Origin of the sequence: Nonomuraea sp. NPDC049486 (genome assembly GCF_040676925.1) — a bacterium.
Lineage (GTDB): Bacteria > Actinomycetota > Actinomycetes > Streptosporangiales > Streptosporangiaceae > Nonomuraea > Nonomuraea ferruginea.
The window spans coordinates 26,185-52,292 of record NZ_JBFAPV010000015.1; the positions used below are offsets into that span (position 1 = coordinate 26,185).

Annotated in this window: 23 protein-coding genes; 17 read left to right on the forward strand and 6 right to left on the reverse strand. The window is 71.7% G+C overall.

Going from position 1 to position 26,108, the window contains the following annotated elements; translation table 11 throughout:
- Positions 1 to 58: 58 nt before the first annotated feature.
- From AB0K05_RS34630 to AB0K05_RS34640, 3 genes are read left to right on the forward strand one after another with little or no spacing between them, the layout of a single operon-like run.
- Positions 59 to 661, forward strand: coding sequence for an ABC transporter permease (locus AB0K05_RS34630; protein WP_364234849.1), 603 nt, complete (start codon positions 59 to 61; stop codon positions 659 to 661).
- Positions 610 to 867: a hypothetical protein gene (locus AB0K05_RS34635; RefSeq protein WP_364234852.1), complete on the forward strand. Its 258-nt coding sequence runs from the start codon at positions 610 to 612 to the stop codon at positions 865 to 867. Before AB0K05_RS34630 ends, AB0K05_RS34635 begins: the two co-directional genes overlap by 52 nt.
- Positions 864 to 2,474, forward strand: coding sequence for an ABC transporter ATP-binding protein (locus tag AB0K05_RS34640; RefSeq protein WP_364234854.1), 1,611 nt, complete (start codon positions 864 to 866; stop codon positions 2,472 to 2,474). The genes AB0K05_RS34635 and AB0K05_RS34640 overlap by 4 nt, the downstream gene beginning before the upstream one ends.
- Here the strand turns inward: AB0K05_RS34640 and AB0K05_RS34645 are convergent.
- Positions 2,452 to 4,173, reverse strand: coding sequence for a DUF4132 domain-containing protein (locus AB0K05_RS34645; RefSeq protein ID WP_364234857.1), 1,722 nt, complete (start codon positions 4,171 to 4,173; stop codon positions 2,452 to 2,454). The genes AB0K05_RS34640 and AB0K05_RS34645 overlap by 23 nt on opposite strands.
- 177 nt (positions 4,174 to 4,350) lie before the next feature.
- Here AB0K05_RS34645 and AB0K05_RS34650 point away from each other — a divergent pair, with 177 nt between their 5' ends.
- The 3 genes from AB0K05_RS34650 (at position 4,351) to AB0K05_RS34660 (ending at position 9,112) form a co-directional block, all read left to right on the forward strand.
- Positions 4,351 to 5,646: an aspartate aminotransferase family protein gene (locus AB0K05_RS34650; protein ID WP_364234859.1), complete on the forward strand. Its 1,296-nt coding sequence runs from the start codon at positions 4,351 to 4,353 to the stop codon at positions 5,644 to 5,646.
- A 24-nt stretch (positions 5,647 to 5,670) separates the two neighbouring features.
- The gene (locus AB0K05_RS34655; protein ID WP_148033105.1) at positions 5,671 to 6,714 is read left to right on the forward strand and encodes a LacI family DNA-binding transcriptional regulator; all 1,044 of its coding nucleotides are present in this window, start codon (positions 5,671 to 5,673) and stop codon (positions 6,712 to 6,714) included.
- Positions 6,715 to 6,886: 172 nt separating this feature from the next.
- Positions 6,887 to 9,112, forward strand: coding sequence for a cellulose binding domain-containing protein (locus tag AB0K05_RS34660; RefSeq protein ID WP_364234861.1), 2,226 nt, complete (start codon positions 6,887 to 6,889; stop codon positions 9,110 to 9,112).
- On the opposite strand, the gene AB0K05_RS34665 is transcribed toward AB0K05_RS34660, so the two are convergent.
- Complete coding sequence (locus AB0K05_RS34665; RefSeq protein WP_364234863.1) at positions 9,100 to 10,293, reverse strand: MFS transporter; 1,194 nt, start codon at positions 10,291 to 10,293, stop codon at positions 9,100 to 9,102. The genes AB0K05_RS34660 and AB0K05_RS34665 overlap by 13 nt on opposite strands.
- Positions 10,294 to 10,564: 271 nt before the next feature.
- On the opposite strand from AB0K05_RS34665, the gene AB0K05_RS34670 reads away from it, so the two are divergent.
- Positions 10,565 to 12,319 carry an MFS transporter gene (locus AB0K05_RS34670; protein ID WP_364234866.1) on the forward strand — a complete coding sequence of 585 codons (1,755 nt, stop codon included), beginning with the start codon at positions 10,565 to 10,567 and terminating at the stop codon, positions 12,317 to 12,319.
- Positions 12,320 to 12,330: 11 nt separating this feature from the next.
- On the forward strand, positions 12,331 to 13,146 hold the full coding sequence (locus tag AB0K05_RS34675; RefSeq protein WP_364234868.1) for a ChbG/HpnK family deacetylase: 816 nt from the start codon (positions 12,331 to 12,333) through the stop codon (positions 13,144 to 13,146).
- Between the two features lie 30 nt (positions 13,147 to 13,176).
- Here the strand turns inward: AB0K05_RS34675 and AB0K05_RS34680 are convergent, their stop codons facing one another.
- Together AB0K05_RS34680 and AB0K05_RS34685 are read right to left on the reverse strand one after the other, a co-directional pair.
- Positions 13,177 to 14,628: an MDR family MFS transporter gene (locus tag AB0K05_RS34680; RefSeq protein ID WP_364234871.1), complete on the reverse strand. Its 1,452-nt coding sequence runs from the start codon at positions 14,626 to 14,628 to the stop codon at positions 13,177 to 13,179.
- Between the two features lie 227 nt (positions 14,629 to 14,855).
- The gene (locus AB0K05_RS34685; protein WP_364234873.1) at positions 14,856 to 15,515 is read right to left on the reverse strand and encodes a helix-turn-helix domain-containing protein; all 660 of its coding nucleotides are present in this window, start codon (positions 15,513 to 15,515) and stop codon (positions 14,856 to 14,858) included.
- 79 nt (positions 15,516 to 15,594) lie between these two features.
- Between AB0K05_RS34685 and AB0K05_RS34690 the strand changes: the two genes are divergently transcribed.
- On the forward strand, positions 15,595 to 16,056 hold the full coding sequence (locus AB0K05_RS34690; RefSeq protein ID WP_364234876.1) for a DUF1772 domain-containing protein: 462 nt from the start codon (positions 15,595 to 15,597) through the stop codon (positions 16,054 to 16,056).
- Between the two features lie 6 nt (positions 16,057 to 16,062).
- Here AB0K05_RS34690 and AB0K05_RS34695 read toward each other — a convergent pair whose 3' ends face one another.
- Both AB0K05_RS34695 and AB0K05_RS34700 read right to left on the reverse strand, forming a co-directional pair.
- Positions 16,063 to 16,683, reverse strand: coding sequence for an L-threonylcarbamoyladenylate synthase (locus tag AB0K05_RS34695; protein ID WP_364234879.1), 621 nt, complete (start codon positions 16,681 to 16,683; stop codon positions 16,063 to 16,065).
- A gap of 55 nt (positions 16,684 to 16,738) precedes the next feature.
- Entirely contained in the window at positions 16,739 to 17,500 is a 762-nt protein-coding gene (locus AB0K05_RS34700) for an FCD domain-containing protein (RefSeq protein WP_222709044.1), read from the reverse strand.
- Positions 17,501 to 17,684: 184 nt separating this feature from the next.
- Between AB0K05_RS34700 and AB0K05_RS34705 the strand changes: the two genes are divergently transcribed.
- From AB0K05_RS34705 to AB0K05_RS34740, 8 genes are all read left to right on the forward strand, one after another.
- Positions 17,685 to 18,923: a sugar ABC transporter substrate-binding protein gene (locus tag AB0K05_RS34705; protein ID WP_271276388.1), complete on the forward strand. Its 1,239-nt coding sequence runs from the start codon at positions 17,685 to 17,687 to the stop codon at positions 18,921 to 18,923.
- 57 nt (positions 18,924 to 18,980) lie between these two features.
- On the forward strand, positions 18,981 to 19,913 hold the full coding sequence (locus AB0K05_RS34710; RefSeq protein WP_148033095.1) for a sugar ABC transporter permease: 933 nt from the start codon (positions 18,981 to 18,983) through the stop codon (positions 19,911 to 19,913).
- Positions 19,910 to 20,725, forward strand: a complete 816-nt coding sequence (locus AB0K05_RS34715; protein WP_148033094.1) for a carbohydrate ABC transporter permease — start codon at positions 19,910 to 19,912, stop codon at positions 20,723 to 20,725. Before AB0K05_RS34710 ends, AB0K05_RS34715 begins: the two co-directional genes overlap by 4 nt.
- 4 nt (positions 20,726 to 20,729) lie before the next feature.
- A complete protein-coding gene (gene dgoD / locus AB0K05_RS34720; RefSeq protein ID WP_364234882.1) occupies positions 20,730 to 21,878 on the forward strand; it encodes a galactonate dehydratase in 1,149 nt (382 codons plus the stop codon).
- 2 nt (positions 21,879 to 21,880) lie between these two features.
- Complete coding sequence (locus AB0K05_RS34725; protein WP_364234885.1) at positions 21,881 to 22,504, forward strand: bifunctional 4-hydroxy-2-oxoglutarate aldolase/2-dehydro-3-deoxy-phosphogluconate aldolase; 624 nt, start codon at positions 21,881 to 21,883, stop codon at positions 22,502 to 22,504.
- A 24-nt stretch (positions 22,505 to 22,528) separates the two neighbouring features.
- A complete protein-coding gene (manD, locus tag AB0K05_RS34730; RefSeq protein ID WP_364234888.1) occupies positions 22,529 to 23,758 on the forward strand; it encodes a D-mannonate dehydratase ManD in 1,230 nt (409 codons plus the stop codon).
- Positions 23,748 to 24,299, forward strand: coding sequence for a gluconokinase (locus AB0K05_RS34735; protein ID WP_364234891.1), 552 nt, complete (start codon positions 23,748 to 23,750; stop codon positions 24,297 to 24,299). The genes manD and AB0K05_RS34735 overlap by 11 nt, the downstream gene beginning before the upstream one ends.
- A gap of 145 nt (positions 24,300 to 24,444) precedes the next feature.
- Positions 24,445 to 26,106 (forward strand): ABC transporter substrate-binding protein, encoded by a 1,662-nt coding sequence (locus AB0K05_RS34740; protein WP_364234894.1) that lies wholly within the window; start codon positions 24,445 to 24,447, stop codon positions 26,104 to 26,106.
- Positions 26,107 to 26,108: the final 2 nt, after the last annotated feature.

A 26,108-nucleotide genomic window follows, 5' to 3' on the forward strand; every position in this document is an offset into this window, starting at 1 on the left:
CCGGGGGCGTGGTGGGCGGTTCGGGTCTGTGGGGCTGCGCCGTCTCTTCCGTCCTGCTGTGCGCGGGAACGTCCTGGGGTGGCTCGTACCGGGTGCTCTTCTCGCGCTGCTGGCCCTCGCTGTCGCCGCGCCCGGTCTGCTGACGGCCGCCGACCCCCTGGCCGCCGACCCGATGGACGCGCTCGCCCCGCCCGGCGGCGCCCACTGGTTCGGCAGCGACCACCTCGGCCGCGACGTGCTGGCCAGGGTCGTGTACGGGGCCCGCCACTCCATCAGCATCGGCGTGGCCGCCACCTTCCTGGCCGTCACCTCCGGCGTGCTGCTCGGCCTGGCCGCCGGGCTGTCGCCGAAGTGGCTGGACGAGGCGCTGGCCCGCTCGTTCGACGTGCTGTCCACCCTGCCCGAACTGCTGCTCGCCCTGCTCATCGTGGCGATCACCGGCCCGGGGACGATGAACGTGATCTTCGCGATCGCCGTCGCCCAGATCCCCAGCTACGCCCGCGTGGTCCGCGCCCAGACCTTCGTCGTCCGCCGCTCCGGCTACGTCGAGCAGGCCGTCACCTTCGGCCGCTCCCGCCTGGCGATCACCGCGGGCACGTGCTGCCGAACGTGCTCGGCCCGATCCCCGTCCTGGCCACCATCGGACTCGGACAGGCCGTGATCGCCGGTTCCGGGCTCAGCTTCCTCGGCATGGGGCCGCAGCCGCCCGCCGCCGAGTGGGGCGCGATGCTCTCCGAGGCCCGCAACTACCTGCGGGTCGCCTGGTGGGAGGCGTTCTTCCCGGGCCTCGCGATCACGCTCACCGTCGTCTGCCTGACCGTCGTCGGACGCCGCCTGCAACGCCGTTTCGAGGGGAGGACACCATGACCTCGCTGGTGACCGTGGAGGACCTGCGGGTGAGCTTCGGCGGCGCCGAGGTCGTGCGCGGCATCTCGCTGTCGGTGGCGCCCGGGGAGTGCGTGGCGATCGTCGGCGAGTCCGGCTCCGGCAAGAGCGTCACCGCCCGCACCCTGCTCGGCCTCGCCGGACCCGGCTCGGAGGTCCGGGCCGGGGCGTTCCGGGTGTCCGGCAGGGACGCCCTCGCCTTCACCCCGGCCGACTGGCGGCGGCTGCGCGGCGGGTTCGCCGGACTCGTCCTGCAGGACGCGCTGGTCTCGCTGGACCCGCTGCGCACGGTGGGCGCCGAGATCGCCGAGGTGCTCGCCGTCCACGACGTCGTGCCCCGGGCCCGCCGCGCGGACCGGGTGCTGGAACTGCTGGACGCGGTGGGCGTGCCCGAGCCCGCGACCCGCGCCGGCCAGTATCCCCACCAGCTCTCCGGCGGGCTGCGGCAGCGGGCCCTGATCGCCTCCGCCATCGCCGCCGACCCGCCGCTGATCATCGCCGACGAGCCGACCACGGCGCTCGACGTCACCGTCCAGGCCCAGATCCTGCGGCTGCTCGCCGAGCGCCGGGCCGCCGGGACCGCGCTGCTGCTGATCAGCCACGATCTGGCCGTGGTCGCCTCGATCGCCGACCGCATCCTGGTCATGAAGGACGGCCGGATCGTGGAGGAAGGCCCCGCCCGCGACGTGCTGTCCGCGCCCGCCCACGACTACACCCGGGCGCTGCTGGCCGCCGTCCCGTCCGTGGCCTCCCGCGGCACCCGCCTCACCACCGGCGCCCCGCGCGCCCGTGCCACTCCTGACCTGTCCGCCCGGGTCCTCGCCGGGACCGGGCTCGCCCGCTCGTACGGCTCCCGCCGCGTCGTCCACGACGTCTTCTTCACCCTGCACGCCGGCGAGACGCTCGGCGTCGTGGGGGAGTCCGGGTCGGGCAAGACCACGCTCGCCCGGCTCGTACTCGGCCTGCTCGAACCCGGCGCCGGCCAGGTCACCCTGCACGGGCAGCCGTGGAGCCGCCGGCCCGAACGCGCCCGCCGCCCGCTGCGCCCCCGCATCCAGCTCGTCTCCCAGAACCCGCTCGACTCCTTCGACCCGCGCCACACCGTCGGCCGCCTGATCGCCGAGCCGCTCCGCCTGCCCCGGGCCGGACGCCGCGAGCGCGTCCTCGACCTGCTGGCCCGCGTCGGCCTGCCGCCCGGGACGGCCGCCCGCCACCCCAGGGAGCTGTCCGGCGGCCAGCGCCAGCGCGTCGCCATCGCCCGCGCCCTCGGCCCCCGCCCCGACGTGCTGGTCTGCGACGAGCCGGTCTCGGCGCTCGACGTCTCGATCCAGGCGCAGGTGCTCGACCTGCTCGCCGACATCCAGGCCGAGTACGGCACCGCGATGGTGTTCATCTCCCACGACCTGGGTGTGGTCCATCACGTGGCCGATCGCGTGCTGGTCATGAAGGACGGCCGGGTCGTGGAGGAGGGCGACGTCACGGAGGTGTTCGCCCGGCCGCGCGACCCCTACACACGCGCCCTGGTGGCCTCCGTGCCCCGGCCGGCGCGGGCCGACGCCGCGTGGATCAAGCCTGGAGCCGGGCGGTGATGGACGGGCCGGAGGCGGCCACGAACAGGTCGACGTCGCGCATGGCCTCGCTGAACACCGGCGCCGGCACGTCCGTCAACGGCGCGGCGCGCCACCCGCCCTCCACGAGACGGTCGAAGCCGACCTCCCCCGTGATCGCGTGGTCCTCGTCGTACAGGTGGTGGCTCAGCCTCGCCCGCCACCGTCCGCCCGCCATCACACGCCGGGCGTCGCCGTCGAGCTCGGCGCCGTCCCACGCCCCCAGGAAGCCGGACGTCCAGCCCCGCTCCTTGAACAGCGCGCGGAGCCTGCGGTAACGCACCACCTGCTCGGTGAACCGGTGGGAGGAGACGCCGCTCGCCTCCTCGGCCGGGGTGATCAGGTAGACCTCGCGGAAGGCCTGCTTGAACGGCTGGCGCAGCTCCTCGCCCCGCACCACCTCCCGCCAGGCGCGCACCTCCTCGGCCCGCGCGCGGGCCGGATGCCACAGCCGCACCGGCACGTCCGGCACGGTAAGCCCCAGCTCGGCGCGCCACACGCCGGGCGAGACCTCGAACTCCCAGATGAGCCGGTCCGTGATCGGATGCCCCTCCAGCAGCCGGTACGGCGGAGCCGACGTGCCGGCGCACCCGGCTTCCAGCGCCCTGACCAGGGTGGCCCGCTGCTGCCGGGTCCGCTTGACCAGCTCGCGCAGCCGCCCGACCTCCTCGGGGTGCTCCCGCGTGACCGCCACGGGAACCGTCTTCAGCTTCCGGTCGCCGTGCCACCACGACAGCTCGATCTCGTCGTCGGCCGAGATCACCGCCGTGTGCTCGCCGACGGCCTGCCGCACCGGCCCGTCGGGCAGCCGGAACGCCACCTCCAGCCGGTCGGCCAGGGCGGGCTCGACGCGCTTGAGCATGCGGGCGAGCTGCCTGGGCACCCCGGCGTGCCGGGTGGCCCGGCTCGCGGCGCGGAGCGCGGAGACCACCTCGGGGGTCGGGTGCTCCTCGGCCGCGCGGGCGATCTCGAACAGCACCGCCTGGGAAGGCAGCGTCCCGGCCCCGGTGGGCGCCACCGCGACCCCGCGCACCAGCGTGTCGAGCAACCCGGGCAGCCAGGGCTCGTCCCGCCGGAGGGCCAGCCGCACGGCCCGGCCGATGGCAGCCTTCTCCCCGCTGCCGAACGCCTTCTCCGCCTCGTACGGGATCTCGCCGGCCTGGATCGCCGCGACGCGGGCCGCGGCCGTCTCCAGAGCCGTCCGGGCGAACTCTGGGTAGCCGGGCAGGCCGCCGAGCCAGGGCGCCAGGCCGGGCGGCGGCGGCCCGTCCGGCCGCACCGCCTCCCAGAACAGCGACCGCCGCTCCACGTCCCAGCCGAGCAGCACGTCCAGCTCCGCGACCGCGATCGGCCCGCGCTCCCCGGCGAACCGGGCGCGCACCTCGGCGTCCATGCCGGCCAGCCCCGCCGCCACCACGACCATGACGGGGTCGTCCGACCGCCGCCCGTCCTCCAGGAGGCGCCCGACCAGCTCGCGGGCCGGCGCGACCAGCACCTGCCGGGCAGGCTCGCCGAGCGCGTACCGGACCGACACCGGGATGCCGTCGCCGTCCGGGATCGGCGAGCCGCCCAGCCCGACGAACCCGACGCTCAGCCGGGAGGCGTCCGGCCAGTAGGTGGGGTCGTTCGCGGTGCCGGTGAGCAGGTTGAGAAGACGCTGCGCGAGGGGGGAGAGGTGCATGCGGATCGTCCCTGTCGGAGGCGGGTTCGGCGGTGCAAGATCTAGCAGCAGCGGGCGACAGAATGAGACCGCCGCGGGCGGGCGGCTGCGCGCGGGCTTGTGACGGCTCCCGCCGTTGATCGAAGATGGCCACGGGCGAGGCACGCGGCGTCTCGGCGCGGCCGGAGAGGACTGGCGATGGACACGACGTTCTGGGAGGAGGCGGACCGCCTCCTGGTCCGCTACGGAGGCACTTTCACCCCGCGGGTCATCGAACGGGCCTCCGGCGCGCATGTCTTCGACCGCCAGGGCAGGCCGATCCTCGACTTCACCTCGGGGCAGATGAGCGCCATCCTCGGCCACGCGCACCCCGACATCGTGGCCACCGTCTCGTCCGCGGTCGCGTCGCTCGGCCACCTCTACAGCGGCATGCTCAGCGCCCCGGTCGTGGACCTCGCCGCCAGGCTCACCGCGACCCTGCCTCCGGCGCTGGGCAGGATGCTGCTGCTCACCACGGGGGCGGAGGCGAACGAGGCCGCGATCAAGATGGCCAAGCTCGCCACCGGCCGCTACGAGATCGTCTCCTTCGACCGCTCGTGGCACGGCATGACCCAGGGCGCGGCCTCGGCGACCTTCTCGGCCGGGCGGCGCGGCTACGGCCCGCCGACGCCGGGCAACCTCGCGCTGCCCGCGCCGAACGCCTACCGGTCGCCGTTCCGGTCCTCCGACGGGTCGCACGACTGGGAGGCGGAGCTCGCCTACGGCTTCGCCCTGGTCGACCAGCAGTCGGCGGGGAGCCTCGCCGCCTGTCTCGTCGAGCCCATCCTGTCGTCGGGCGGGATCATCGACCTGCCGCCCGGCTACCTGCGCCGCCTCAGGGAGCTGTGCGACGAGCGCGGCATGCTGCTGATCCTCGACGAGGCGCAGACCGGCCTCGGCCGCACCGGCGCCATGTACGCGTTCGAGCGCGACGGGGTCGCCCCCGACATCCTGACGCTGTCGAAGACCCTCGGAGCCGGGCTGCCCGTGGCGGCCGTCGTCACCACCGCCGAGATCGAGCAGGTCTGCCACGACCGGGGCTTCCTCTTCTACACCACGCACGTCTCCGACCCGCTGGCCGCCTCCGTCGCGCTGACGGTGCTGGACGTCATCGAGCGTGACGCCCTCGTCGAGCGCGCCGCCCGGCTCGGCGCCCGGCTCGCCGACCGGCTGCTCGATCTCCGCGACAGGTACGAGGTCGTCGGCGACGTCCGCGGCCGTGGCCTGCTCCAGGGCATCGAGCTCGTGGAGGACAAGCGGAGCAAGGCGCCCGCCGACGCGCTGGGCAACGCCGTCACCTCGGCCTGCCTCGAACGGGGCCTGCACATGAACATCGTCCAGCTGCCCGGCATGGGAGGCATCTTCCGCATCGCCCCGCCGCTCACGATCACCGACGACGAGCTGCACACCGGCGTCGACATCCTCGAAGCGTCGCTCAAGGCCGTGGCCGGGTGAGATGACCCCGGATATGGTGCTGCGGTGATCCGGGACGCTTCGGCCGCTTCCGCGCCGCGCCGCGCCGGCATGCGGCAGGTCGCGAAAGAGGCGGGCGTGTCCCCGACGACCGTGAGCAACGTGCTGAACAACCCCGAGCTCGTGGCCGAGGAGACGCGCCGGCGCGTGCACGCGGCGATGGAGCGCGTCGGCTACCTGCCGAACGACGCCGCCAGGCGGTTACGGGGCGCGCCCAGCCCGCTGGTCGGCGCGGTGACCCTCGACATCGCCGGGCCGTTCTTCACCGAGGTGTGCCGAGGCGTAGAGGACAGGCTGCTCCAGGACGGCTGCATGCTCATGACCTGCAGCACCGACCTGCAGCCCGGGCGGGAGCAGCACTACCTCCAGGAGCTGGAGAAGCAGGGCGTGCGCGGGGTGCTCATCACCCCGGTCGAGACCGACCTGGACCCGCTGGTCACCCTGGCCGGGCGCGGCGTCCCCGTGGTGCTGCTGGACCACAGGTCCGACGGCCGGCTGTGCTCGGTGTCGATCGACAACCAGTGGGGCGGCGAGCAGGTCGCCACCCACCTGATCGAGCTGGGGCACCGGCGGATCGCCCTGCTGGGCGCGTCGATCGAGGTGCAGCAGACCGCCGAGCGCCACGCCGGGGTGCGCAGGGCGTTCGAGCGGGCCGGCCTGGACCCCGGCAGGGGTGTGCTGGACGTCCGGGTGCCGTCGCCCGACATCACGGTGACCGCCGCGGCGGCGCTGGAGGACGTGCTGAGCGCCGCCGACCCGCCCACCGCGATCCTCTGCCTCAACGACGCGGCGGCCCTCGGGGTGATCGGCGGCCTGCGCGAACGGGGGATCGCGGTGCCGCAGGAGATGTCCGTGGTCGGGTACGACGACGTGGCGTTCGCCGCGCAGCTCGCCCCGCCGCTGACCACGGTGTGGCAGCCGAAGCGCGAGCTGGGCCGGGTCGCGGCGGAGCTGCTCCTGGACGAGGCCCGGCCGGGTCACCGGCACCAGAAGCTCGTCTACCGGCCGCGGCTGGTCGTCCGCGAGTCGACGGCGGCGCCCCGCCGCTGAGCGCGCCGATCCCGAAAGTTTCACGCTTCCGCGCCCGGCCCGCCGCTCTGACCTGAAAGGTAACAACCCGGCCCGTCAGGAGAGCCCGGCCACGATTGAACTCTGAGCAGGGGATTTCTACGGTGTAGGCGCTCAGCGGTCCATCGAAACCTCCCTTCTGATTGGACGCTCAATGAAACGTTTATCCCGTCCAACGCACCTCGTCGCGGCGCTCGGCAGCACCGTCTGCCTGGTGGTCGCGGGCGCCGTCGCCCTCCCCTCGCACGCCGCGGCGGTGGCGTGCGAAGTCGACTACGCCGTAGCCGCCCAGTGGCCCGGCGGGTTCACCGCCAACGTGACCATCCGGAACGTGGGCGAGGCGGTCGACGGCTGGCGCCTCGACTGGTCGTTCACCGCCGGCCAGCAGGTCAGCCAGGCCTGGAACGCCACCGCCACGCAGAACGGCTCCGCCGTCAGGGCCGTGGACGCCGGCCACAACGCCGCGATCCCGCAGGGCGGCAGCGCGACGTTCGGCTTCAACGCCTCCTGGAACGGCTCCAGCAACCCCGCTCCCGCCTCGTTCGCGCTCAACGGCGTCACCTGCACCGGCGACCCCGGCGAGCCGACCCCGACAGTGACCCCCACAGTGACCCCGACCGTCACGCAGACGCCCGTGCCCGAGGGGAACAAGCAGGCCGAGGACCTCGACCGCGGCCTGATCAGCGTCCGCTTCGGCAGCGGCAACCAGGTCTCCTGGCGGCTGCTGGGCAACGAGGCGCGCGCGACGTCCTTCAACGTCTACCGGGGCGGCACGCGCGTCGCGACCGTCACGAACTCCACCAACTACCTGGACTCCGGCGCGGCGAGCGACGCCTCCTACACGGTGCGCCCGGTTGTCGGCGGGACCGAGGGCCCGGCCTCGGAGCCCGCGCTCCGGTTCGCGAGCGGCTATCTCGACGTGCCCATCTCGCCGCCCAGCGGCGGCCACCACGCCAACGACGCCAGCGTGGGCGACCTGGACGGCGACGGCCGCCTGGACCTGGTGCTGAAGTGGGAGGCGAACAACTCCAAGGACAACTCCCAGTCCGGCGTGACCGACCCCGTCTACATCGACGGCATCAAGCTGGACGGCACCCGCCTGTGGCGGATCAACCTGGGCCGCAACATCCGCGCCGGCGCGCACTACACGCAGTTCCAGGTCTACGACTACGACGGCGACGGCAGGGCCGAGGTCGCGATGAAGACCGCCGACGGAACCATCGACGGCCGCGGCACCGTCATCGGCGTCGCGAGCGCCGACCACCGCAACTCCAGCGGCTACATCCTGTCCGGCCCCGAGTATCTGACCATGTTCAACGGCCAGACCGGCGCCGCCATGTCCACGGTGAACTACGACCCGCCCCGCGGCACCGTCTCCTCCTGGGGCGACAACTACGGCAACCGGGTGGACCGGTTCCTGGCCGGCACCGCCTACCTGGACGGCCGGCGGCCCAGCCTGATCATGGCCCGCGGCTACTACACCCGCAGCGTGATCGCCGCCTGGGACTTCCGCGCCGGCGCGCTCGTCAAGCGCTGGACGTTCGACTCCAACGCCTCCGGCAACGGCTCGTACGCCGGCCAGGGCAACCACGCGCTCACCATCGGCGACGTGGACGGCGACGGACGCGACGAGATCGTGTACGGCGCGGCCGCCATCGACGACAACGGCCGCGGCCTCTGGAACGTCGGATGGGGCCACGGCGACGCCGCCCACCTGGGCGACCTCAACCCCGCCAGGGCGGGCCAGGAGTACGTGAAGATCTCCGAGTCGGCGAGCCGGCCGGGGCTGTACATGGTCGACGCCCGTAACGGCCAGGTGCTGTGGCAGACCGGCACCGGCTCCGGGTCCGACGGGGAGGGACCGGGCCGCGGCGTGGCCGGCGACGTCTACGCCGGCAGCCCCGGCGCCGAGTCCTGGGCCGCGGGCGCGGGACAGAACGGGCTGCGCAACACCTCCGGCACGGTGGTCGGCCGCCAGCCCTCCTCGGCCAACTTCCTGTCCTGGTGGGACGGCGACCCGGTGCGCGAGCTGCTGGACCAGACCCGGATCGACAAGTACGGCACCGGCGGCGAGACCCGCCTGCTGACCGCCTCCGGGGTGCACAGCAACAACGGCACCAAGGCGACCCCGTCACTGTCGGGCGACATCCTGGGCGACTGGCGTGAAGAGGTCATCTGGCCCACCACCGACGACCGCGCCCTGCGGATCTACTCCACGCCCCACGCGACCACCACCAAGATCCACACCCTGCTGCACGACCCGCAGTACCGGGTGGCCCTGGCCTGGCAGAACACCGCCTACAACCAGCCGCCGCACCCGAGCTTCTTCATCGGCGACGGCATGGGCACCCCACCCCAGCCCGACGTCTACCTGCGCTGATCACCGGCGGAGGCCGCGGGAGAGCGGGCGCCGACGGCGGGCGCCAGGAAGACGGCGGAGACGACGAAGGCGAGCACCACCAGCATGGCCGCGCGCAGACCCCAGTGGTCGCCGAGGAAGCCGAGCGCGGGCGGGCCCACGAGGAAGGCGATGTAGCCGATCGTGGCCACCAGGCTGACGCGCGCGGTCTCGTCCGGTCCCGACTCTCCCGCGGCCGACAGCGCGACGGGGAAGCCCAGCGACGCGCCGAGGCCCCAGAGCAGCACCGCCGTCCCCGCCAGGACGGCGTGGTCCGAGAAGATCACCACGAGGAGGCCCAGCGCCCCGAAGACGGCGCTGGCGCGCATGACGGCGGCCCGCCCGTAGCGGTCCAGGAAGAAGGCGCCGCAGAAGCGGCCGACGGTCATGGCGGCGGCGAACCCGGTGTAGACCAGGGAGCCGGACGCGGCGCTGAAGCCGTGCCCGTCCACCATGAGCAGCGGCAGCCAGTCGTTGGCGGCACCCTCGGCCAGGGCCATCGCCAGCACGATCGCGCCGATCAGGAGAAGCCTGCCGTCCTTCCAGACCTGCGGCTTCGACCGGCCGGTGCGGGTCTCGTCCGGCAGGCTCCTCCCGGTGCCCGCGGGGATGGCGCGGATGGCGTACCAGAGGATCGCGGCGGTGATGAGGGTGACCGCGGCCAGGTGCCAGTGGACCGGGAGGCGAGCGGCCGTGGCCGCGATGCCCGCGCAGGCGCCGATGACGGTGCCCAGGCTGAAGCAGCCGTGCATGGTGGGCATCGTCGTCGTGCCGCTGATGCGTTCGACGTCGGCGCCGTCGACGTTGATGGCGACCTCGCCCGCTCCCATGCCCGCGCCGAACGCGAACAGGCCCGCCGTGACCAGGAGCGCGGACGACGTCAGGGCGCCCGCCGCGATGACCGCCGTGCTCGCGACGATCAGCCCGGTGCCCGCGCCGATGACCGGCCGGGTCCCGTAACGGGAGACGAAGCGGCCGGAGCACAGGATCCCGATCATCGAGCCGAGCGACAGGCCGAACAGCACCAGGCCCATCTGGGCGGTGGACGCCTCCAGCCGGTCGCGGAGGTCGGGGGTGCGGGTCACCCATGACGACAGCGCGATCCCGGGGAGGAAGAAGAACAGGAACAGGGCGTGCCGGCGCCGGCGCGTGGCGAAGTCCATGCGGGGAGATCTCCGTGGGGGTGCGGACAGTCCGGCAGGTCTGGGGCTTCCGCGCCCACCGAGCGTACAGATGCATGTTAATGGGGACGTTGATGCACATTCTGCCCCGATCCGATCTTGTCGTGCCGGGCCGGATGTACGCGACAAGATCCCAGCTATTGACGCCGTACGGCACTTGTCTGCATCTTCTTATGCGAGTTGTCGAACACGTGTGAGCAGCCATCGAGCGTTGCATCCGGTGGGGCGTCGCACCAGCAGGGAAGGTGATCGCTTGTCCCGGCCCGGTACGGCCCCCGCTCCGGCGCGGACGCCCGCGTGGCGCTACGCCATCGGGATGTTCGGCACATCGATCCCGATCAACATGATCAAGGGATCGATGATCCTCTTCTACGTCGACATCCTCGGGCTCGACGTGCGCGCCTACGGCGTGGTCATGGTGATCTACGCGATCATCGACGCGATCGACAACCCCGTGCTCGGCCACCTCTCCGACCGCACCCGGAGCCGGTTCGGCCGGCGCCGGCCGTGGCTGCTCGTCGGCGCGCCGATGCTCGCGGCCTGCATGATCGGCTTCTTCTCCGCACCGGCCTCGCTGGACGGCATCGGCCTCCTGCTCTGGTTCGCGGTGTTCGCGATCCTCTGCGAGGCCTTCGACTCGATGCTCAACGCCAACTACGGAGCGCTGCTCCCCGAGCTCTACCCGCGCGAGCGTGACCGCGCCGTCGCCAACGGGCTGCGCCAGGGCTTCCAGCTCGTGGCGCTGGTCATCTCGCTCGCGGTCACCCCGTTGCTCACCACGCAGGTGTTCGGCACCGAGGAGACCACCCAGGGCTTCCAGACCACCGCGATCATCTACGGCGTGATCGCGCTCGTCGTGATCGTGTTCATGGCGCTCGGCGCCCGCGAGAACCCCCGCTACTCCACCCGCGAACGGCCGCCGCTGCTGCGCAGCGTGTGGTCGATCGTGCGCAACCGGATGTTCTGGACGGTCGGGCTCACCGGCGCCTGCTACGGGATCGCCATGGCGCTCGTGCTCTCGGGCATCCAGCTGTACGTCCGCTACTCGCTGGGGCTCCCGGTCGGCAACGCGCTCTACCTGCAGGGCATCGTCATCCTCGTCTCGGCCGGCGGCCTCGTGGTGTGGACGCGCGTCGTCGCGCGCCGCGGCGCCCTGTGGGCCTGGCGGGTCGCCTTCGCGGTCCTCGCGGCCAGCTTCGCCGCCCTGTTCCTCGCCACCGACCTGGTCACCGCGATCGCCGCCGGGGTGCTGGTCGGGGCCGGGTGGTCGGGGATGCTCGCGACGAACGACCTCATCGTGGCGCGGGTGCTGGACGCCGACGCGGCGCGCAACGGGGAACACCGCGAAGGGCTCTTCCTGTCGGCGTTCGGCTTCTTCGGCCGGCTCAACGGGATCGTGACCGGGCTCTCGCTCACCTCGCTCGGCGTCTTCTTCGGCTACAACTCCGGCGACGACCCCGGCGCCGACCCCGGCCTCGCGTTCCGCGTGTACCTGTGCGTCTACCCGTTCATCCTGACGACGATCGGCGCGATCGCGGCCCGCTTCGTCACGGTCCCCCTCGAAACACCCCCGGAAGCCTCCGAACCATCCCCCGGCTCGGCCGCGGAGCCACCACACGGTTCGGCGGCGGAGCCGCCTTCCGCTTCTGTGGGCGGGACATCCGGCTCGGTGGCCGGGCCGCCTCCAGGTTCGGCGGGGGAGCCACCCACCGGTTCGGTGGCCGGGCCGCCATCCGGTTCGGTGGATGGGCCGCCCCTCGGTTCGGCGGCGGAGCCGCCTTCCGGTTCTGTGGGCGGGACATCCGGCTCGGTGGCCGGGCCGCCTCCAGGTTCGGCGGCGGAGCCACCCACCGGTTCGGTGGCCGGGCCGCCATCCGGTTCGGTGGATGGGCCACCCCCCGGCGCGGCGGCGGAGCCGCCTCCCGGTTCTGGGGGCGGGGCGTCCGTCAAGCCTGTGGCGGAGCCGTCATCCGGGGTCGCGGACGAGGCTGTGGAGGGGCCGCGGTGAGGCGCCGGGTCGTGATCACGGCTGATGACCTCGGGCGGGAGAGCGGGACGACCGAGGTGATCGTGTCGCTGCTCGCCGAGGGGCATGTCAGCGCGACGACGCTCATCTGCGTCTCGCCGGTCGCGGAGGAGGCGGCCGGACAAGTACGGAAGCTCGGCGTACTGCCTCGGGTGCACGTCACGCTCACGAGCGAGCGCGGCGTCCCCCGGTGGCGGCCGCTCGACGGCGCGGCCAGCCTGGTCGAACCGGACGGGACGCTCAGCGAGGATCCGATGGCTCTGGGCGCTCGCGGGGAGGCCGAGGATGTCATCGGGGAGGCGGACGCGCAGCTGCGGTGGATGCGGGAGCGGGGTTTCACCCCCGTGGCCGCCGACTCCCACGCCGGCACCCTCTACGGCCTGCACGGCAGGTCGTGGCTCGCCGAGGCGCTGGAGTGGTGCGCGCGCCACGGCCTCGCCTTCAGGCTGCCCCGCGACCCGGCGCCGTACTTCGGCGGGCCGCTCCCGCCGCCGCTCGCGGCCCTCCACGAGCGCGCCGTCGCGCACGCCGTCGCGCTCGGCGTGGCCATCCCCGAGACGATCGCGACCAACCGGAGCACCGCATCTGAACTCGGCGCGTACGAGCGACTCCGGGACGACTACCTCCGCCGGCTCGCAGCCCTCCCCGAGGGCACGAGCGAGCTGTTCCTGCACCCGTCACGCGAGGACGCGGTCGAGGGACCGGACGGCGTCGTGCGGTCCTGGGAGGCCCGGCTGCTGCGCGACCCGGTCTGGCACGACGCCCTCCGGCGCGAGGACGTCGAGGTGGTCGCGGGCTGGTGGCCCTGACGCGGGCTTCCCCGTACGGACGATCGAGCCCTACGCGGCGTCCACCTCGCCGGAGGAGGCGGCGCGGGCCGGGAGGAGCAGGGCGGTGACGACCACGACCACGGACAGCGCCGCGCCGATCACGAAGGCCAGCCGCATGCCGCCGAGGTCGGCGAGCACCTCGGTGACCCCCGCCGCCGCCAGCGCTTCGGAGCGCGTGCTCATCACGGTGATCACGAGCGCGGTGCCGAAGGCCGCGGCGACCTGCTGCAGCGTGCTCAGGATCGAGCTGCCGTGGGAGTAGAGCCGCGGCGGGACCGCGCCGAGCCCGAGGGTGAACACCGGGGTGAACGTCGCTGCCAGGCAGACCGACAGCAGCGTGTGCAGGCCGAGGATCTGCCAGTAGGGCATGGTCATCGAGACCTGGGTGAAGCCGGCGAGCGTGAGCATGATGCCGATCGCGCCGGGGATGACCAGCACCCGGCCGCCGTACTTGTCGAACAGGCGGCCGACGGCCGGGCCGAGCAGGCCCATGGCGAGGCCGCCCGGCATCACCAGCAGCCCGGTCTCCAGGGCGCTGAGCCCGCGGACGCTCTGCAGGTAGAGCGGCAGCAGGATCATCGAGCCGAGCATGGCCATGAAGGACACCGCCATCATGATCAGCGCGATCGTGTAGGTGCGGTGGCGCAGGGTGCGCAGGTCGAGCAGCGGCACGCCGCGCTTCTGCAGCGACAGCTGGCGGAAGACGAAGACGGCGATGGTCGCCAGCCCGGCCGCCACGATGGCGGCGGCCACCCGGACGTCACCGCCCTCGAACCGGCTGAGCCCGTAGACCAGGCCGCCGAAGCCGGTCGCGGCGGCTGCCACGCTGAACCAGTCGACGCTGCCGAGCTGGGGAGTGCCGACGTTCTCCAGCCTCTTCAGGCCGCCCCACGCGATCAGGGCGGCGATGGGCAGCACCACGGCGAACAGCAGACGCCAGGACCCGAACTGGAGGATCACCCCCGAGACCGTCGGGCCCATCGCGGGCGCGACCGACATGGCCAGGGTGACGTTGCCCATCACCCGGCCCCGGTCCTCCTGGGGCACCACCCGCATCAGCGTGGTCATCAGCAGGGGCATCATCACGGCGGTGCCGGACGCCTGGATGATGCGGGCGGCCAGCAGCACCTCGAACGACGGCGCGACGACGGCCAGCGCCGTGCCGGCCAGGAACAGGCCCATCGCGGTCGAGTAGGCGGCGCGGGTGGTGACGCGCTGCAGGAACCAGCCGGTGATCGGGATCACCGCCGCCATGGTCAGCATGAAGGCGGTCGAGAGCCACTGCGCGGTCTGCTCGGTGATGTGCAGCGCGGCCATCAGCTGGGGGATCGCGTTGATCATGATCGTCTCGTTGAGGATGACCACGAACGTGGCGAGCACCAGCAACCGGATCACGGCCGGTGTGCGGCCCGGGGTGGTGGCCACGGGCTTGGCAGGTGGGTCGAGCAGTCGGCTGGACACGGTACCTCGATCGGGATAGTCAGGCGAGACATGGTCATGGCCGGCATCCCGGCACTGTGACTCACTGGAAGTCGTGGTCATGTACAGACTGACGGACGCCACTGACAAAACTCATCGACGACGCCCAGCCTTCCGCCACCCGCCAGGAAATGTCACCCGATTTTCCGCTCGAGAAAACTATGCACTCCAGATAGGGAAGCGGCTTCGTCAAGGAGTCGCCGTAGGGGTCAGGGGGCGAGGAGGGCCGCCGCGAGCACGGTGGCGAGCCATTCCTCGTACTCGGCCTCGCTCCACCCGCACACCTCGGTCAGTTTCTCGAAGTTCTCCGTCGAGGTGAGCACGTAGATCTGCGCGGCGGCCCCGCCGGGGCCGAGGCCCGGGCGCAGCGCGCCGAGAGCGTGCAGATGCTCGGCCGGTCCGCGGCTTCCGGTCAGCCTTTCCCGCTCGATCCCCGCCAGCACGTCGCGCAGCCCGGTGTCGGACGGGGCCGCGGCGGCCGCCGCGCGCAGCACGCGGTGCACGGGGGTGACGCGCCGGAGGATCGAGGTGGCCATCGCGGCGTACCGGGCCAGCTTGCGTGCCGGGTCGGGCTCCTCGATGATCGCCCGGACCCCCGGCCGGTCGCTCTGCGGCACGGGCACGGCGTCCCCGGCCAGCGTGATGTCGTAGACCAGCTTCGCCAGCGCGGGCTTGCCGCCGGGGCAGGACGTGTAGAGCGTCTGGACGGCCACGCCGGCGTCGCGCGCGACCTGCGCCATCGTGGTGTCGGCGTACCCCTTGCCGACCATCAGCTCCCGCGCCGCCGTCGCGATCCGCAGCCGGGTCGCCTGCGCGTGCTCGCGGCGCAGGCTGCTGGAGTACGAGCGGCGCTTCCTCGGCTCAGTCATCGCCATCATGCTTCCAGATATATTGACTGGATTCATCTCTAATGAAAAAGTGCTGATCCAGCCAAAAGGAAGGCATGCTATGTCCCTGGCTCTCAGCGCGTCCAGGATGGTGGCCCTGTTACTGGTCGGCGTGTACGCGGGCGGTGTCCTCTTCGTGGTGCTCGCCCCGTCCGTCGGCCGGATTCCGGGGCCCGCGTACGTCCGCTACTGGCAGGCGCTCAACGCCGACTACGGCCAGCGCATGCCGCCGCTCCTGCTGATCAGCGTCGCGGCCCTGCTCGTCGTCGCGGTCCTGTCATGGCAGCGCGGATGGCTCGTCTTCGGCCTGAGCGCGGCCGCCCTGATCCTGGTCGTCCTCACGGTCGCCCTCACCGTCGCCGGGATGGAACCCCTCAACCAGGTCGCGAACGCCTGGGACCCCGACGCGCTGCCCGCCGGCTGGGACGAGATCCGTCAGCGGTGGCTCAACCTGCACCTCGTACGGACCGGGCTCGCCCTCGCGGCGTTCGCGTGCCTGATCGTCGCCCGGACCGCCGACTGAAAGGTGCTATTCGAACAGGTCCGTGGGCCCCGTGCCGTGACGGAGGATCTCGGGCTCGCCCTGCGAGAAGTCGACGACGGTCGTCGGGGTGGCGCCGCACTCGCCGGAGTCGATGACGGCGTCGACCGCGTGGTCGAGCCGCTCCTTGATCTCCCAGCCCTGCGTCAGGGGCTCGGTCTCGTCCGGCAGCAGCAGCGTGCTCGACAGCAGCGGCTCGCCCAGCTCGGCCAGCAGGGCCTGGGTGACGACGTGGTCGGGGATCCGCACGCCGACCGTCTTCTTCCTGGGGTGCAGCAGCCGCCGCGGCACCTCCTTGGTGGCGGGCAGGATGAACGTGTAACCGCCGGGAGTCGCCGCCTTGACCAGGCGGAACACGGCCTTGTTCACGTGCACGAACTGACCGAACTGGGCGAAGTCCCGGCACACCAGCGTGAAGTGGTGCTCGTCGCCGAGGCCGCGGATCTCCCTGATCCGGTCGATGCCGTCCTTGTTGCCGATCCGGCAGCCCAGGGCGTAGCACGAGTCGGTCGGGTACGCGATCAGCCCGTCCGCGTGCAGCAGATCCACCACCTGGTTGATCAGTCGGGGCTGGGGGTTGTCCGGGTGTACGTCCAGGTACTTCGCCACCCTTGGATCTTAGGAGCGGGCAAGGGGTGACACGACACGCGGCCCCCGTACGGGGTCACACGCCGCCGGGCTCGGCCGTCCGCTCCCACATCGACCGCATCTCGGCGAACCCCTGCTCCATGATGTCGACCATGGCCTGCCTGGCCCGCTCGCCGTCGCGCCGCTGGAGCGCCTGGGCCACGTCGATGTGGAGCTGCAGCGCCTGCTCGTGGGGGTAGTGGGGCATCAGGTGGTAGTGGTGACGTCCGGCCAGCACCTCGGCGACGATCAGTTGCAGTTTGGCGAACATCTCGTTGCCCGAGGCGGCCAGCACCCGGCGGTGGAAGTCGATGTCCAGGCTGAGGAAGCGCGACTCATCGCCGGCCTTCCCCGCGGCCCACATCTTGGCCGCGAGCCCGACCAGCTCGCTCGCCTCGTCGTCGCCGATCCGCTCGGCGGCCAGCCAGGCGGCGTGCGGCTCGATCGCGGTCCGCAGCTCGGTGATCGAGCGCATCTGCGCCATCCGCCCGCCGGAGGCGAGCCGCCAGCGGATCACCTGCGGGTCGAAGACGCTCCACGCGCCGGCGGCCTGGATCATGATGCCGACCCGGCGCCGGGTCTCGATGAGCCCCATGGAGGCGAGCACCCGCAGCACCTCGCGGATGACCGAGCGGGAGACCTGGTAGCGGTCGACCAGGTCTTCGATGCTCAGGACGGAACCGGCGGCCACGTCGCCGTTGCAGATGGCGGTGCCGAGATGGTCGAGGACTCGTGCGTGCAGCCCAGCCTCGGCAAGGGATCGCTGAGTGGGTGCGCCCCCTGGGGAGGACTGGTTCACGGCTGAAAGCATATCAGTTGACGCCAAGCCTTGAATAAATCAGCTTTTTTGCCCTAACATCCCGGCATTAGTCAGATGTTAGACGAGTGTGGCGCCCTTCAGGGGGGCGGCGGCCATGCCAGAAAGGCGAGATGACGTGCGACGTCGATCGATAACCGGTACTTCTCTGGCCGTGGTTGTCGCCATGAGCCTGACCGCCTGCGGCGGAGGCGACGGCGGCGGCGGCGCGTCCGACACGGTCCGGGTCACCCTGGCCAACCACGTGTGGACGGAGAACGTCAAGCAGGCACTGCCCGAGTTCGAGAAGCAGACCGGGCTCAAGGTGGAGATCACCCAGCTCGGCGAGGACCAGCTCTCCGACCAGTACAACGTCAAGCTCAACGCCGGCTCGGCCGACATCGACGTGATGATGTACCGGCCCCTGCAGGAGGGCAAGCTCTTCGCCAGGAACAAGTACCTGGCCGACCTCACGGAGCAGGTTAAGTCCGAGAGCTGGGACTTCAGCGACTTCCAGCCCGGCCCGGCGCAGTCCACCACGTACGAGAGCAAGCCGGTCGGCATCCCGATCATCACCGAGCAGGAGGTCCTCTACTACCGCAAGGACCTGCTGGAGAAGGCCGGCCTGAGTGCCCCGCCCAAGACCCTGGACGAGCTGAAGGCCGCCGCCGCCAAGATCAAGGAGTCGGAGCCTGACGTCGCCGGCTTCGTCGCCCGTACGGGCAAGTCCGCGGCGGTCACCCAGTTCTCCAGCTTCCTCTACAGCTTCGGCGGCGACTTCGTCGACCAGAGCGGCAAGTCGGCGGTCGGCACCGACGCGGCCAAGCAGGCGTACGCCTACTACGGCGAGCTGATCAAGGACTACGGCCCCGCGAACGTCAGCACCGACATGGGCTGGCCCGAGGCGATGGCGATCTTCACCCAGGGCAAGGCCGCCTTCTACACCGAGGCGAACTCGCTCTACAAGAACGCCACCGACGCGGACAAGTCCAAGGTGTCGGACCAGGTGGGCTTCGCGCCGTTCCCGGCCGGCCCGGCGGGCTCGAAGCCGTACAACATCCCGTCGTGGGCGCTGGGCATCAACGACGCCTCCGAGAACACCGAGAACGCCTGGAAGTTCATCGAGTGGGCCACGGGCAAGGAGCAGACGCTCGCCCAGCAGAAGTCCGGCGTGCCGGGCGCCCGGACCTCGGTCTGGGCCGACCCCGAGGGCGTCTCGACCTTCCCCGAGGACCTGGCCGAGGCCATCGCGGCCAGCACCGAGAACGGCGTCGGCCATGACCGGCCGCTGGTGGTGAAGGTCGCCGAGGCCCGTGAGATCGTCGGCCAGCCGATCGTCGACGCGATCACCGGCAAGGACGCCGCGGCTTCGGCCGACACGGCCCACACCGCCTTCCAGCAGTTCCTGGACGACGAGGCCGAGTAAGCGGCACGCGCGGGCGGCGGGCCGAGCGCCCGCCGCCCGCCCACCCCTGGAGACCTCATGGCAACGATCACCAGCAAGGCGCCGAGCGGCGCCTCCGGCACGCCCGGCTGGGTGCGCTGGGTCAACGACCACCGCAAGTGGCTGTTCGCCGCGCCCGCGATGACCTTCGTCGCCGCGCTGCTCGTGTTCCCCCTGGCCTGGACCGGGTACCTCAGCCTCACCGACGCCGAGGGATCGGTCCGCGCCGAGAGCGAGTTCGTCGGCTTCCAGAACTACCTCGACGTGCTGTCCGACACCACCAGGTTCTGGCCCGCCGTCGGCCGGACCGCCACGTTCACCGGCGTCGCGCTGCTGTTCGAGATGGTCCTCGGGATGGCGATCGCGCTGCTGCTCTGGCGGCCGTTCAAGGGGCAGAAGTGGGTGCGGGTCGCGATCCTGCTGCCGCTCGTCGCCACCCCGGTCGCGGTCGGCATGATGTGGCGGCTCATCTTCGACCCGAACATCGGCATGGCCAACCAGGTGCTCGGCTGGATCGGCATCGGGCCGCAGCCGTGGCTCGCCGGCGAGCACACCGCCCTGCCCACCACGATCTTCATCGACGTGTGGCAGTGGACGCCGATGGTGGTGCTGATCCTGCTCGCCGGGCTCACCTCGCTGTCGGAGGAGCCGCAGGAGGCGGCCAGGATCGACGGCGCCAGCACCTGGCAGCGGTTCCGGCACGTCACCCTGCCGCTGCTGATGCCCACGGTGACCGTGGCGATCCTGCTGCGCGGCATCGACGCGCTGAAGACCTTCGACATCCTCTACGCCACCAAGGGCCGCGGCGGCGGCTCGTTCCACGAGGTGGAGACCCTGAACGTGTACGCCTACGGGCTCAGCTTCGACTACAACGAGTACGGGGTCTCCTCCACCGTCCTCATCCTGTTCTTCCTGATCATCATCGGGGCGATGTGGGCCCTGACCGCCCGGCGCAAGGAGGCGCGGCGATGAGGCCCAGTCTCGCGTACCGGGTGTTCCGGGTGGCGGCGCTCACCGTCGTGGTGCTCGCCCTGGTGGCGCCGCTGGTCTGGATGGTCGCCGCGGCGTTCAAGACCAACGTCGACATCTACGACCCGGGCAAGGCCCTGGTGTTCTCGCCCACCCTGGACAACTTCGGCAAGGTGCTCCAGCAGGCGAACTACGTCACGTTCATCGTCAACAGCCTCTGGGTGGCGTTCGCCGCCACCGTGGCGTCGCTGATCCTCGGGCTGCCGGCCGCCTACTCGATGAGCCGGTTCAACATGCGCAAGTCCGCGCTGGTGGTGCTGATGGCCCGGATCATCCCCGGCGTCTCGCTCCTGGTGCCCTGGTACTACGTCTTCTCCAACCTGCGGATGGTCGGCGGCTACGAGGTGCTGATCATCAGCCACATGTTCGTGTCGCTGCCGCTGGTGGTCTACATCATGATGGGCTACTTCGACAGCCTGCCGACGGAGCTGGAGGAGGCGGCGCTGGTCGACGGGCTGACCCACATCGGCGCGTTCCGCCGCATCACGCTGCCGCTGTCGGTGCCGGGCATCGCCACCGCCGGGATCCTGTCCTTCATCTTCTCCTGGAACAACTTCATGTTCGCGCTCGTGCTCTCCGACGCCGACACCAAGACGCTGCCCGTCGCGATCTTCGACTTCGTCGGGTACGCCAGCATCGACTGGGGCGGCCTGATGGCCGCGACCACCGTGGTCACCCTGCCGATCATGGTGATCGCCCTGTTCGTGCAGAAGTACGTGGTCTCCGGCCTCACCGCCGGCGCGACGAAGGGCTGAGCCGATGACGACCATCGCGCGCGTCGAGACCTTCCTCGTCGCCCCCCGCTGGCTCTTCGTCCGGGTGGAGACCGGCTCCGGGATCGTCGGCTGGGGCGAGGCCACCTGCGAGGGGCGTTCCGAGACCGTCAGGACCGCCGTGGACCAGCTCGCGGAGCTGCTGATCGGCCGGGACGCGCTGCGGATCGAGGACCACTGGCAGGTGCTGACCAAGGGCTCGTTCTACCGCGGCGGCCCGATCCTGGCCAGCGCCGTGGCGGGCCTCGACCAGGCGCTCTGGGACATCGCGGGCAAGCACTTCGGCGCCCCGGTGCACCAGCTGCTCGGCGGGCCGGTCCGGGACCGGATCCGGGTGTACGGCTGGGTCGGCGGCGACGAGCCGGGCGAGGTCCGCGACCACGTCGCCGCCCAGGTCGAGGCCGGGCTCACCGCGGTGAAGATGAACGCCTCGGGCAGGATGAGCCCGGTCGCGTCGGTCGCCGAGCTGAACGGCGTGGTCGCCCGGGTGGCCGCCGCCCGCGAGGTCCTCGGCGACCACCGTGACGTCGCCGTCGACCTGCACGGGCGGTTCACCCTCGCCAGCGCCCGCCGGGTGGCGCCGCTGCTGGAGCCGTACCGGCCGCTGTTCCTGGAGGAGCCGGTCGTACCGGAGAACTCGCACCTCATCGGCGAGTTCGTCCGCTCGACCACCATCCCCGTCTCGACGGGGGAGCGGCTCTACAGCAGGCAGGAGTTCCTGCCCGTCCTCCAGGCCGGCATCGCGGTCGCCCAGCCGGACCTCTCGCACGCCGGCGGCATCACCGAGGTGCGCAAGATCGCGGCGCTCGCCGAGGTGTACGACGTGCAGCTCGCCCCGCACTGCCCGCTCGGCCCGATCGCCCTCGCGGCCTGCCTGCAGGTCGGCTTCGCCACGCCCAACTACCTGATCCAGGAGCAGAGCCTCGGCATCCACTACAACCTGGGCGCCGACATGCTGGACTACTGCGTGGACAAGACCCCGCTGACCTTCGTCGACGGGTACGTCGAGCGGCTCACCGGGCCCGGCCTGGGCGTCGAGGTCGACGAGCAGGCGGTGCGCTCGGCCGGCAAGCGGGGACACGCCTGGCGCGGCCCCGTCTGGCGGCACCGGGACGGCTCCTACGCGGAATGGTGACCATGACATCCGACTTCACCGCCACCCTCGCCGACACCCGGCTGCTGGCGATCATCCGCGGCTCCGGCGGGGCGGCCGCCGTCGCCGCCGGGACCGCGCTCCTCGACGAGGGCGTCCGCGTGCTGGAGGTGGCCCTGACCACCCCCGGCGCGCTCGACGCCATCGCGGCCATCCGGGCCGCCGCGCCGGCCGGCACGCTGGTCGGCGCCGGCACCGTGCTCACCGAGGCGGACGTCGCCGACGTGGCCGCCGCCGGCGCGCAGTTCGTCGTCACCCCGGCCGTCGTCGACTCCATCGGCGCGGCGGCCAGGCGAGGGCTCCCGGTCGCCGCCGGAGCGCTCACCCCGACCGAGGCGTACACCGCGACGCGGATGGGCGCCGCCGCGGTCAAGCTCTTCCCCGCCTCGCTGGGCGGCCCGGCCTACCTGAAGGCGCTGCGCGACCCGTTCCCGCGCCTCCCGTTCGTCGCGGTGGGCGGCGTCGGCCTGGCCGAGCTGCCCGGCTTCCTCGCCGCCGGCGCGATCGCGGCCGGCGTCGGGGGGCCGCTGGTCGGCGACGCGGCGTCCGGCGGCGACCTGGACGCCCTGCGCGAGCGGGCCCGCGCCTTCCTGGCCGCGACGTCGTGACCCCTCGTTGAGAAAGGCATCCACGTGAAGATCACCGCAGCGGACGTCATCGTCACCAGCCCCGACCGCAACTTCGTGACCCTCAAGATCACGACGGATGACGGGATCACCGGGCTGGGCGACGGCACCCTCAACGGGCGGGAGCTGGCGGTCGCGTCGTACCTGGCCGACCACGTCGCCCCCCTGCTGATCGGACGGGACCCGCACCGCATCGAGGACACCTGGCAGTTCCTCTACCGCTCGGCGTACTGGCGGCGCGGCCCCGTCACCATGGCCGCCATCGCCGCCGTGGACGTGGCGCTCTGGGACATCAAGGCCAAGGCCGCCGGGATGCCGCTCTACCAGCTGCTCGGCGGAGCCTCCCGGAACGGGATCATGGCGTACGGGCACGCCTCGGGCCGCGACCTGCCGGAGCTGTTCGACTCGATCCGCCTGCACCTGGAGCTGGGGTACCGGTCGATCCGGGTGCAGACCTCCGTGCCGGGGGTCGACGCGGTGTACGGCGTCGCCGCCCAGGCCGGCGTCGGAGGCATGCGGTACGACTACGAGCCGGCCCGGCGCACCCCGCTGCCCGCGGAGGAGGACTGGGACACCCGCGCCTACCTGCGCCACCTGCCCCGCGTCTTCGAGGCGGTGCGGAACGAGTTCGGCCCCGAGCTGCCGCTGCTGCACGACGGGCACCACCGGATGACCCCCATCCAGGCGGCCAGGCTCGGCAAGGACCTCGAACCGTACGACCTGTTCTGGCTGGAGGACTGCACCCCGGCGGAGAACCAGGAGGCGCTGCGCCTGGTCCGGCAGCACACCACCACCCCGCTGGCCATCGGCGAGGTCTTCAACACCGTGTGGGACTACCAGACCCTGATCCGCGAGCAGCTCATCGACTACGTCCGCTCCGCCGTCACCCACACCGGCGGGATCACCGCCATGCGCAAGCTCCTCGACTACGCCGCCCAGTACCAGATCAAGTCCGGCATCCACGGCCCGACCGACATCTCGCCGGTCGGCATGGCCGCCGCGCTCCACCTGGACCTGGCGATCCACAACTTCGGCATCCAGGAGTACATGCGGCACGGCCCGGCCACCGACGAGGTGTTCCGGCAGTCGTTCAGCTTCACCAACGGCTACCTGCATCCCGGCGAGCTGCCGGGGATCGGCGTGGAGCTCGACGAGGAGGCGGCGGCGCGCTTCCCGTACCAGGCGGCCTACCTGCCGTTCAACCGGCTCAAGGACGGCACCGTCCATGACTGGTGACCGTCCGCCCACCCGGCACATCGTGGTCATGGGCGTGTCGGGCGCGGGCAAGACGACCGTGGCCCGCGGCATCAGCGAGGCGACCGGGCTGCGGTTCGCCGAGGCGGACGAGTTCCACTCGGAGGCGAACGTGGCCCGGATGCGCGCCGGCGTCCCGCTGGACGACGCGGACCGCTGGCCGTGGCTGCGCGACCTGGCCTCCTGGATGGCCGACCGGCACGCCGAAGGCGTCTCCACCGTCCTGGCGTGCTCGGCGCTCAAGCGCGCCTACCGCGACGTCCTGCGGCAGGGACCGCCGGACGTGGAGTTCGTCCACCTCGACGGGGCCCCGGAGCTGATCAGGGACCGGATGACCCGCCGCACCGGCCACTACATGGCGGCCAGCCTGCTCGACTCGCAGCAGCAGATCCTGGAGCACCTCGATCCGGACGAGTCCGGGATGGTGCTGGACGTGGCGCTGTCACCGGACGAGCTGGTGGCGGCGGCGCTCACCCGTCTCGGCCTGCCCGCCGGGATGTTTCCCTCTGGTGAAATTATCTGAACGTCCTTGTCCTTAATGCCCGGTTACCGGTACAACGTCAGAGATAGACAGGACTCTGACCGGTGAACTGGCACGCGGGAGCGTTCAGTGAACGGAAGGCCTGACTGAACACGTCGTCTCTTCCGTGTCCCCCAGGAGGACCCCCATGGCCGGATTCTCACGTGCGGTCGCCGCCGGCTCGCTGCCGATGTCGCGCAGGTCGGCGCTGCGGCTCGGCGGCGGCGTGGCGCTGCTGCTCGCCGCCGGGTGCGCCGCCGGGACCAAGGGGGGCGAGCAGCCGCAGCCGTCGGGGGCCGCGTCCGGCGGGGAGGGCGGCGCGCTGCGCATCGCCGTGGGCGGCTACGTCAGCAGCTGGGACCAGGACTTCGTGGGGTTCGACCTCACCGCGCTCATGCTGTTCAAGAACGTCTTCCCCTACATGATCGACTACGGCGTGAAGGACGTCGGCGGGGCGCAGATCCTCGACACCGAGAGCATCGCCCCCACCTTCGCCGAGTCGTTCGAGCCGGACGCCGACAACAAGGTCTGGACGCTGAAGCTGCGCAAGGGCGTCAAGTTCGCCAGCGGCAACGAGATGACCGCGGCCGACGTCAAATGGTCCAAGGACCGGGCGTTCGCCGCCAAGGCCAACGTCGCGGGCGTCTACCGGCTGATCGGGCTCACCGAGGCCGACCAGGTCAAGGTGGTCGACGACTACACGGTGGAGTTCCACCAGGCGTTCCCCAGCGCGCTCACCCGGCAGATCCAGGCCATCTCCCTGTACGTCTTCGACTCCGCCGAGGCCAAGAAGCACGCCACCGACGCCGACCCCTGGGCCAAGGAGTGGTTCGCCAAGAACCCGCCGACCGGCGGCTACTTCGAGGTCTCCAAGGCGGTCCAGGGCCAGGAGATCGAGCTCAGCGCCAACACCGGCTACCCCGGCCAGGACCCGGCCAGGCTGAGCACCATCCGCCTCACCGTGGTCTCGGCCGCCGCCACCCAGCGCCTCCAGCTGGAGGCGGGCGACGTGGACATCGCCCTCGGGATGAGCCGCCGCGACGTCGCCGACCTGAAGGACGCCCAAGGCATCAAGGTGATCTCGGCGCCCAGCAACAACCAGGTGGCCATCCAGATGTCGGTCGCCACCGCGCCGTTCGACGACGTCAAGGTGCGCCAGGCGCTGGCCTGCGCGGTTCCGTACGAGCAGATCATCAGCAACGTGTACGGCGGCGACGCCCGCCCGGCCAAGAGCCTGGTGCCGCTGGACATGCCGGGTTACGCCGAGACCGGCTACCCCTACGCCTACGACCTGGACAAGGCGAAGGCCCTGCTGGCCGAGGCCGGCAAGCCGTCGATCAGCTCCGAGCTCGTCTTCGAGGCCGACAACGCCGAGCAGCAGCAGATCGCCGTGCTGGTGCAGAGCGAGGCCAGGAAGGCCGACATCGAGCTGAAGCTCGCCCCGCTGGACCCGGCGACCCTCGGCGAGCGCCGCGAGAAGAAGAGCATCCCGCTGCAGCTCACCGCCGGGCAGCTGTGGGTCAACGACGTCGAGTACATGCTCGGCACCAGCTTCACCAAGGGCGCCAACCTGAACTACTCCAACTACGTCAACGACGAGATCGAGAAGATCTTCGAGCAGTCGCACACCACGGTGGAGGAGGCCGAGCGGCTCAAGCTGTGGGCCCGGGTGCAGGAGATCCTCGCGGCCGACGTGCCGTGGGCGATCATCTGCCAGCCGAACTTCACCCTCCCGGTGCGCGAGGAGGTCGCCGGCTGGGTCCAGCCGATGGACGGCCTGGCCCGCCTGCGTTACCTGACCAAGGCATAACT

Coding starts and splice junctions, on each gene's coding strand:
- AB0K05_RS34640 (WP_364234854.1), top strand. CDS start 864: ATGACCTCGCTGGTGACCGTGGAGGACCTGCGGGTGAGCTTCGGCGGC.
- AB0K05_RS34645 (WP_364234857.1), bottom strand. CDS start 4,173: ATGCACCTCTCCCCCCTCGCGCAGCGTCTTCTCAACCTGCTCACCGGC.
- AB0K05_RS34650 (WP_364234859.1), top strand. CDS start 4,351: ATGGACACGACGTTCTGGGAGGAGGCGGACCGCCTCCTGGTCCGCTAC.
- AB0K05_RS34660 (WP_364234861.1), top strand. CDS start 6,887: ATGAAACGTTTATCCCGTCCAACGCACCTCGTCGCGGCGCTCGGCAGC.
- AB0K05_RS34665 (WP_364234863.1), bottom strand. CDS start 10,293: ATGGACTTCGCCACGCGCCGGCGCCGGCACGCCCTGTTCCTGTTCTTC.
- AB0K05_RS34685 (WP_364234873.1), bottom strand. CDS start 15,515: ATGACTGAGCCGAGGAAGCGCCGCTCGTACTCCAGCAGCCTGCGCCGC.
- AB0K05_RS34690 (WP_364234876.1), top strand. CDS start 15,595: ATGTCCCTGGCTCTCAGCGCGTCCAGGATGGTGGCCCTGTTACTGGTC.
- AB0K05_RS34705 (WP_271276388.1), top strand. CDS start 17,685: ATGAGCCTGACCGCCTGCGGCGGAGGCGACGGCGGCGGCGGCGCGTCC.
- AB0K05_RS34710 (WP_148033095.1), top strand. CDS start 18,981: ATGGCAACGATCACCAGCAAGGCGCCGAGCGGCGCCTCCGGCACGCCC.
- AB0K05_RS34715 (WP_148033094.1), top strand. CDS start 19,910: ATGAGGCCCAGTCTCGCGTACCGGGTGTTCCGGGTGGCGGCGCTCACC.
- dgoD (WP_364234882.1), top strand. CDS start 20,730: ATGACGACCATCGCGCGCGTCGAGACCTTCCTCGTCGCCCCCCGCTGG.
- AB0K05_RS34725 (WP_364234885.1), top strand. CDS start 21,881: ATGACATCCGACTTCACCGCCACCCTCGCCGACACCCGGCTGCTGGCG.
- AB0K05_RS34735 (WP_364234891.1), top strand. CDS start 23,748: ATGACTGGTGACCGTCCGCCCACCCGGCACATCGTGGTCATGGGCGTG.
- AB0K05_RS34740 (WP_364234894.1), top strand. CDS start 24,445: ATGGCCGGATTCTCACGTGCGGTCGCCGCCGGCTCGCTGCCGATGTCG.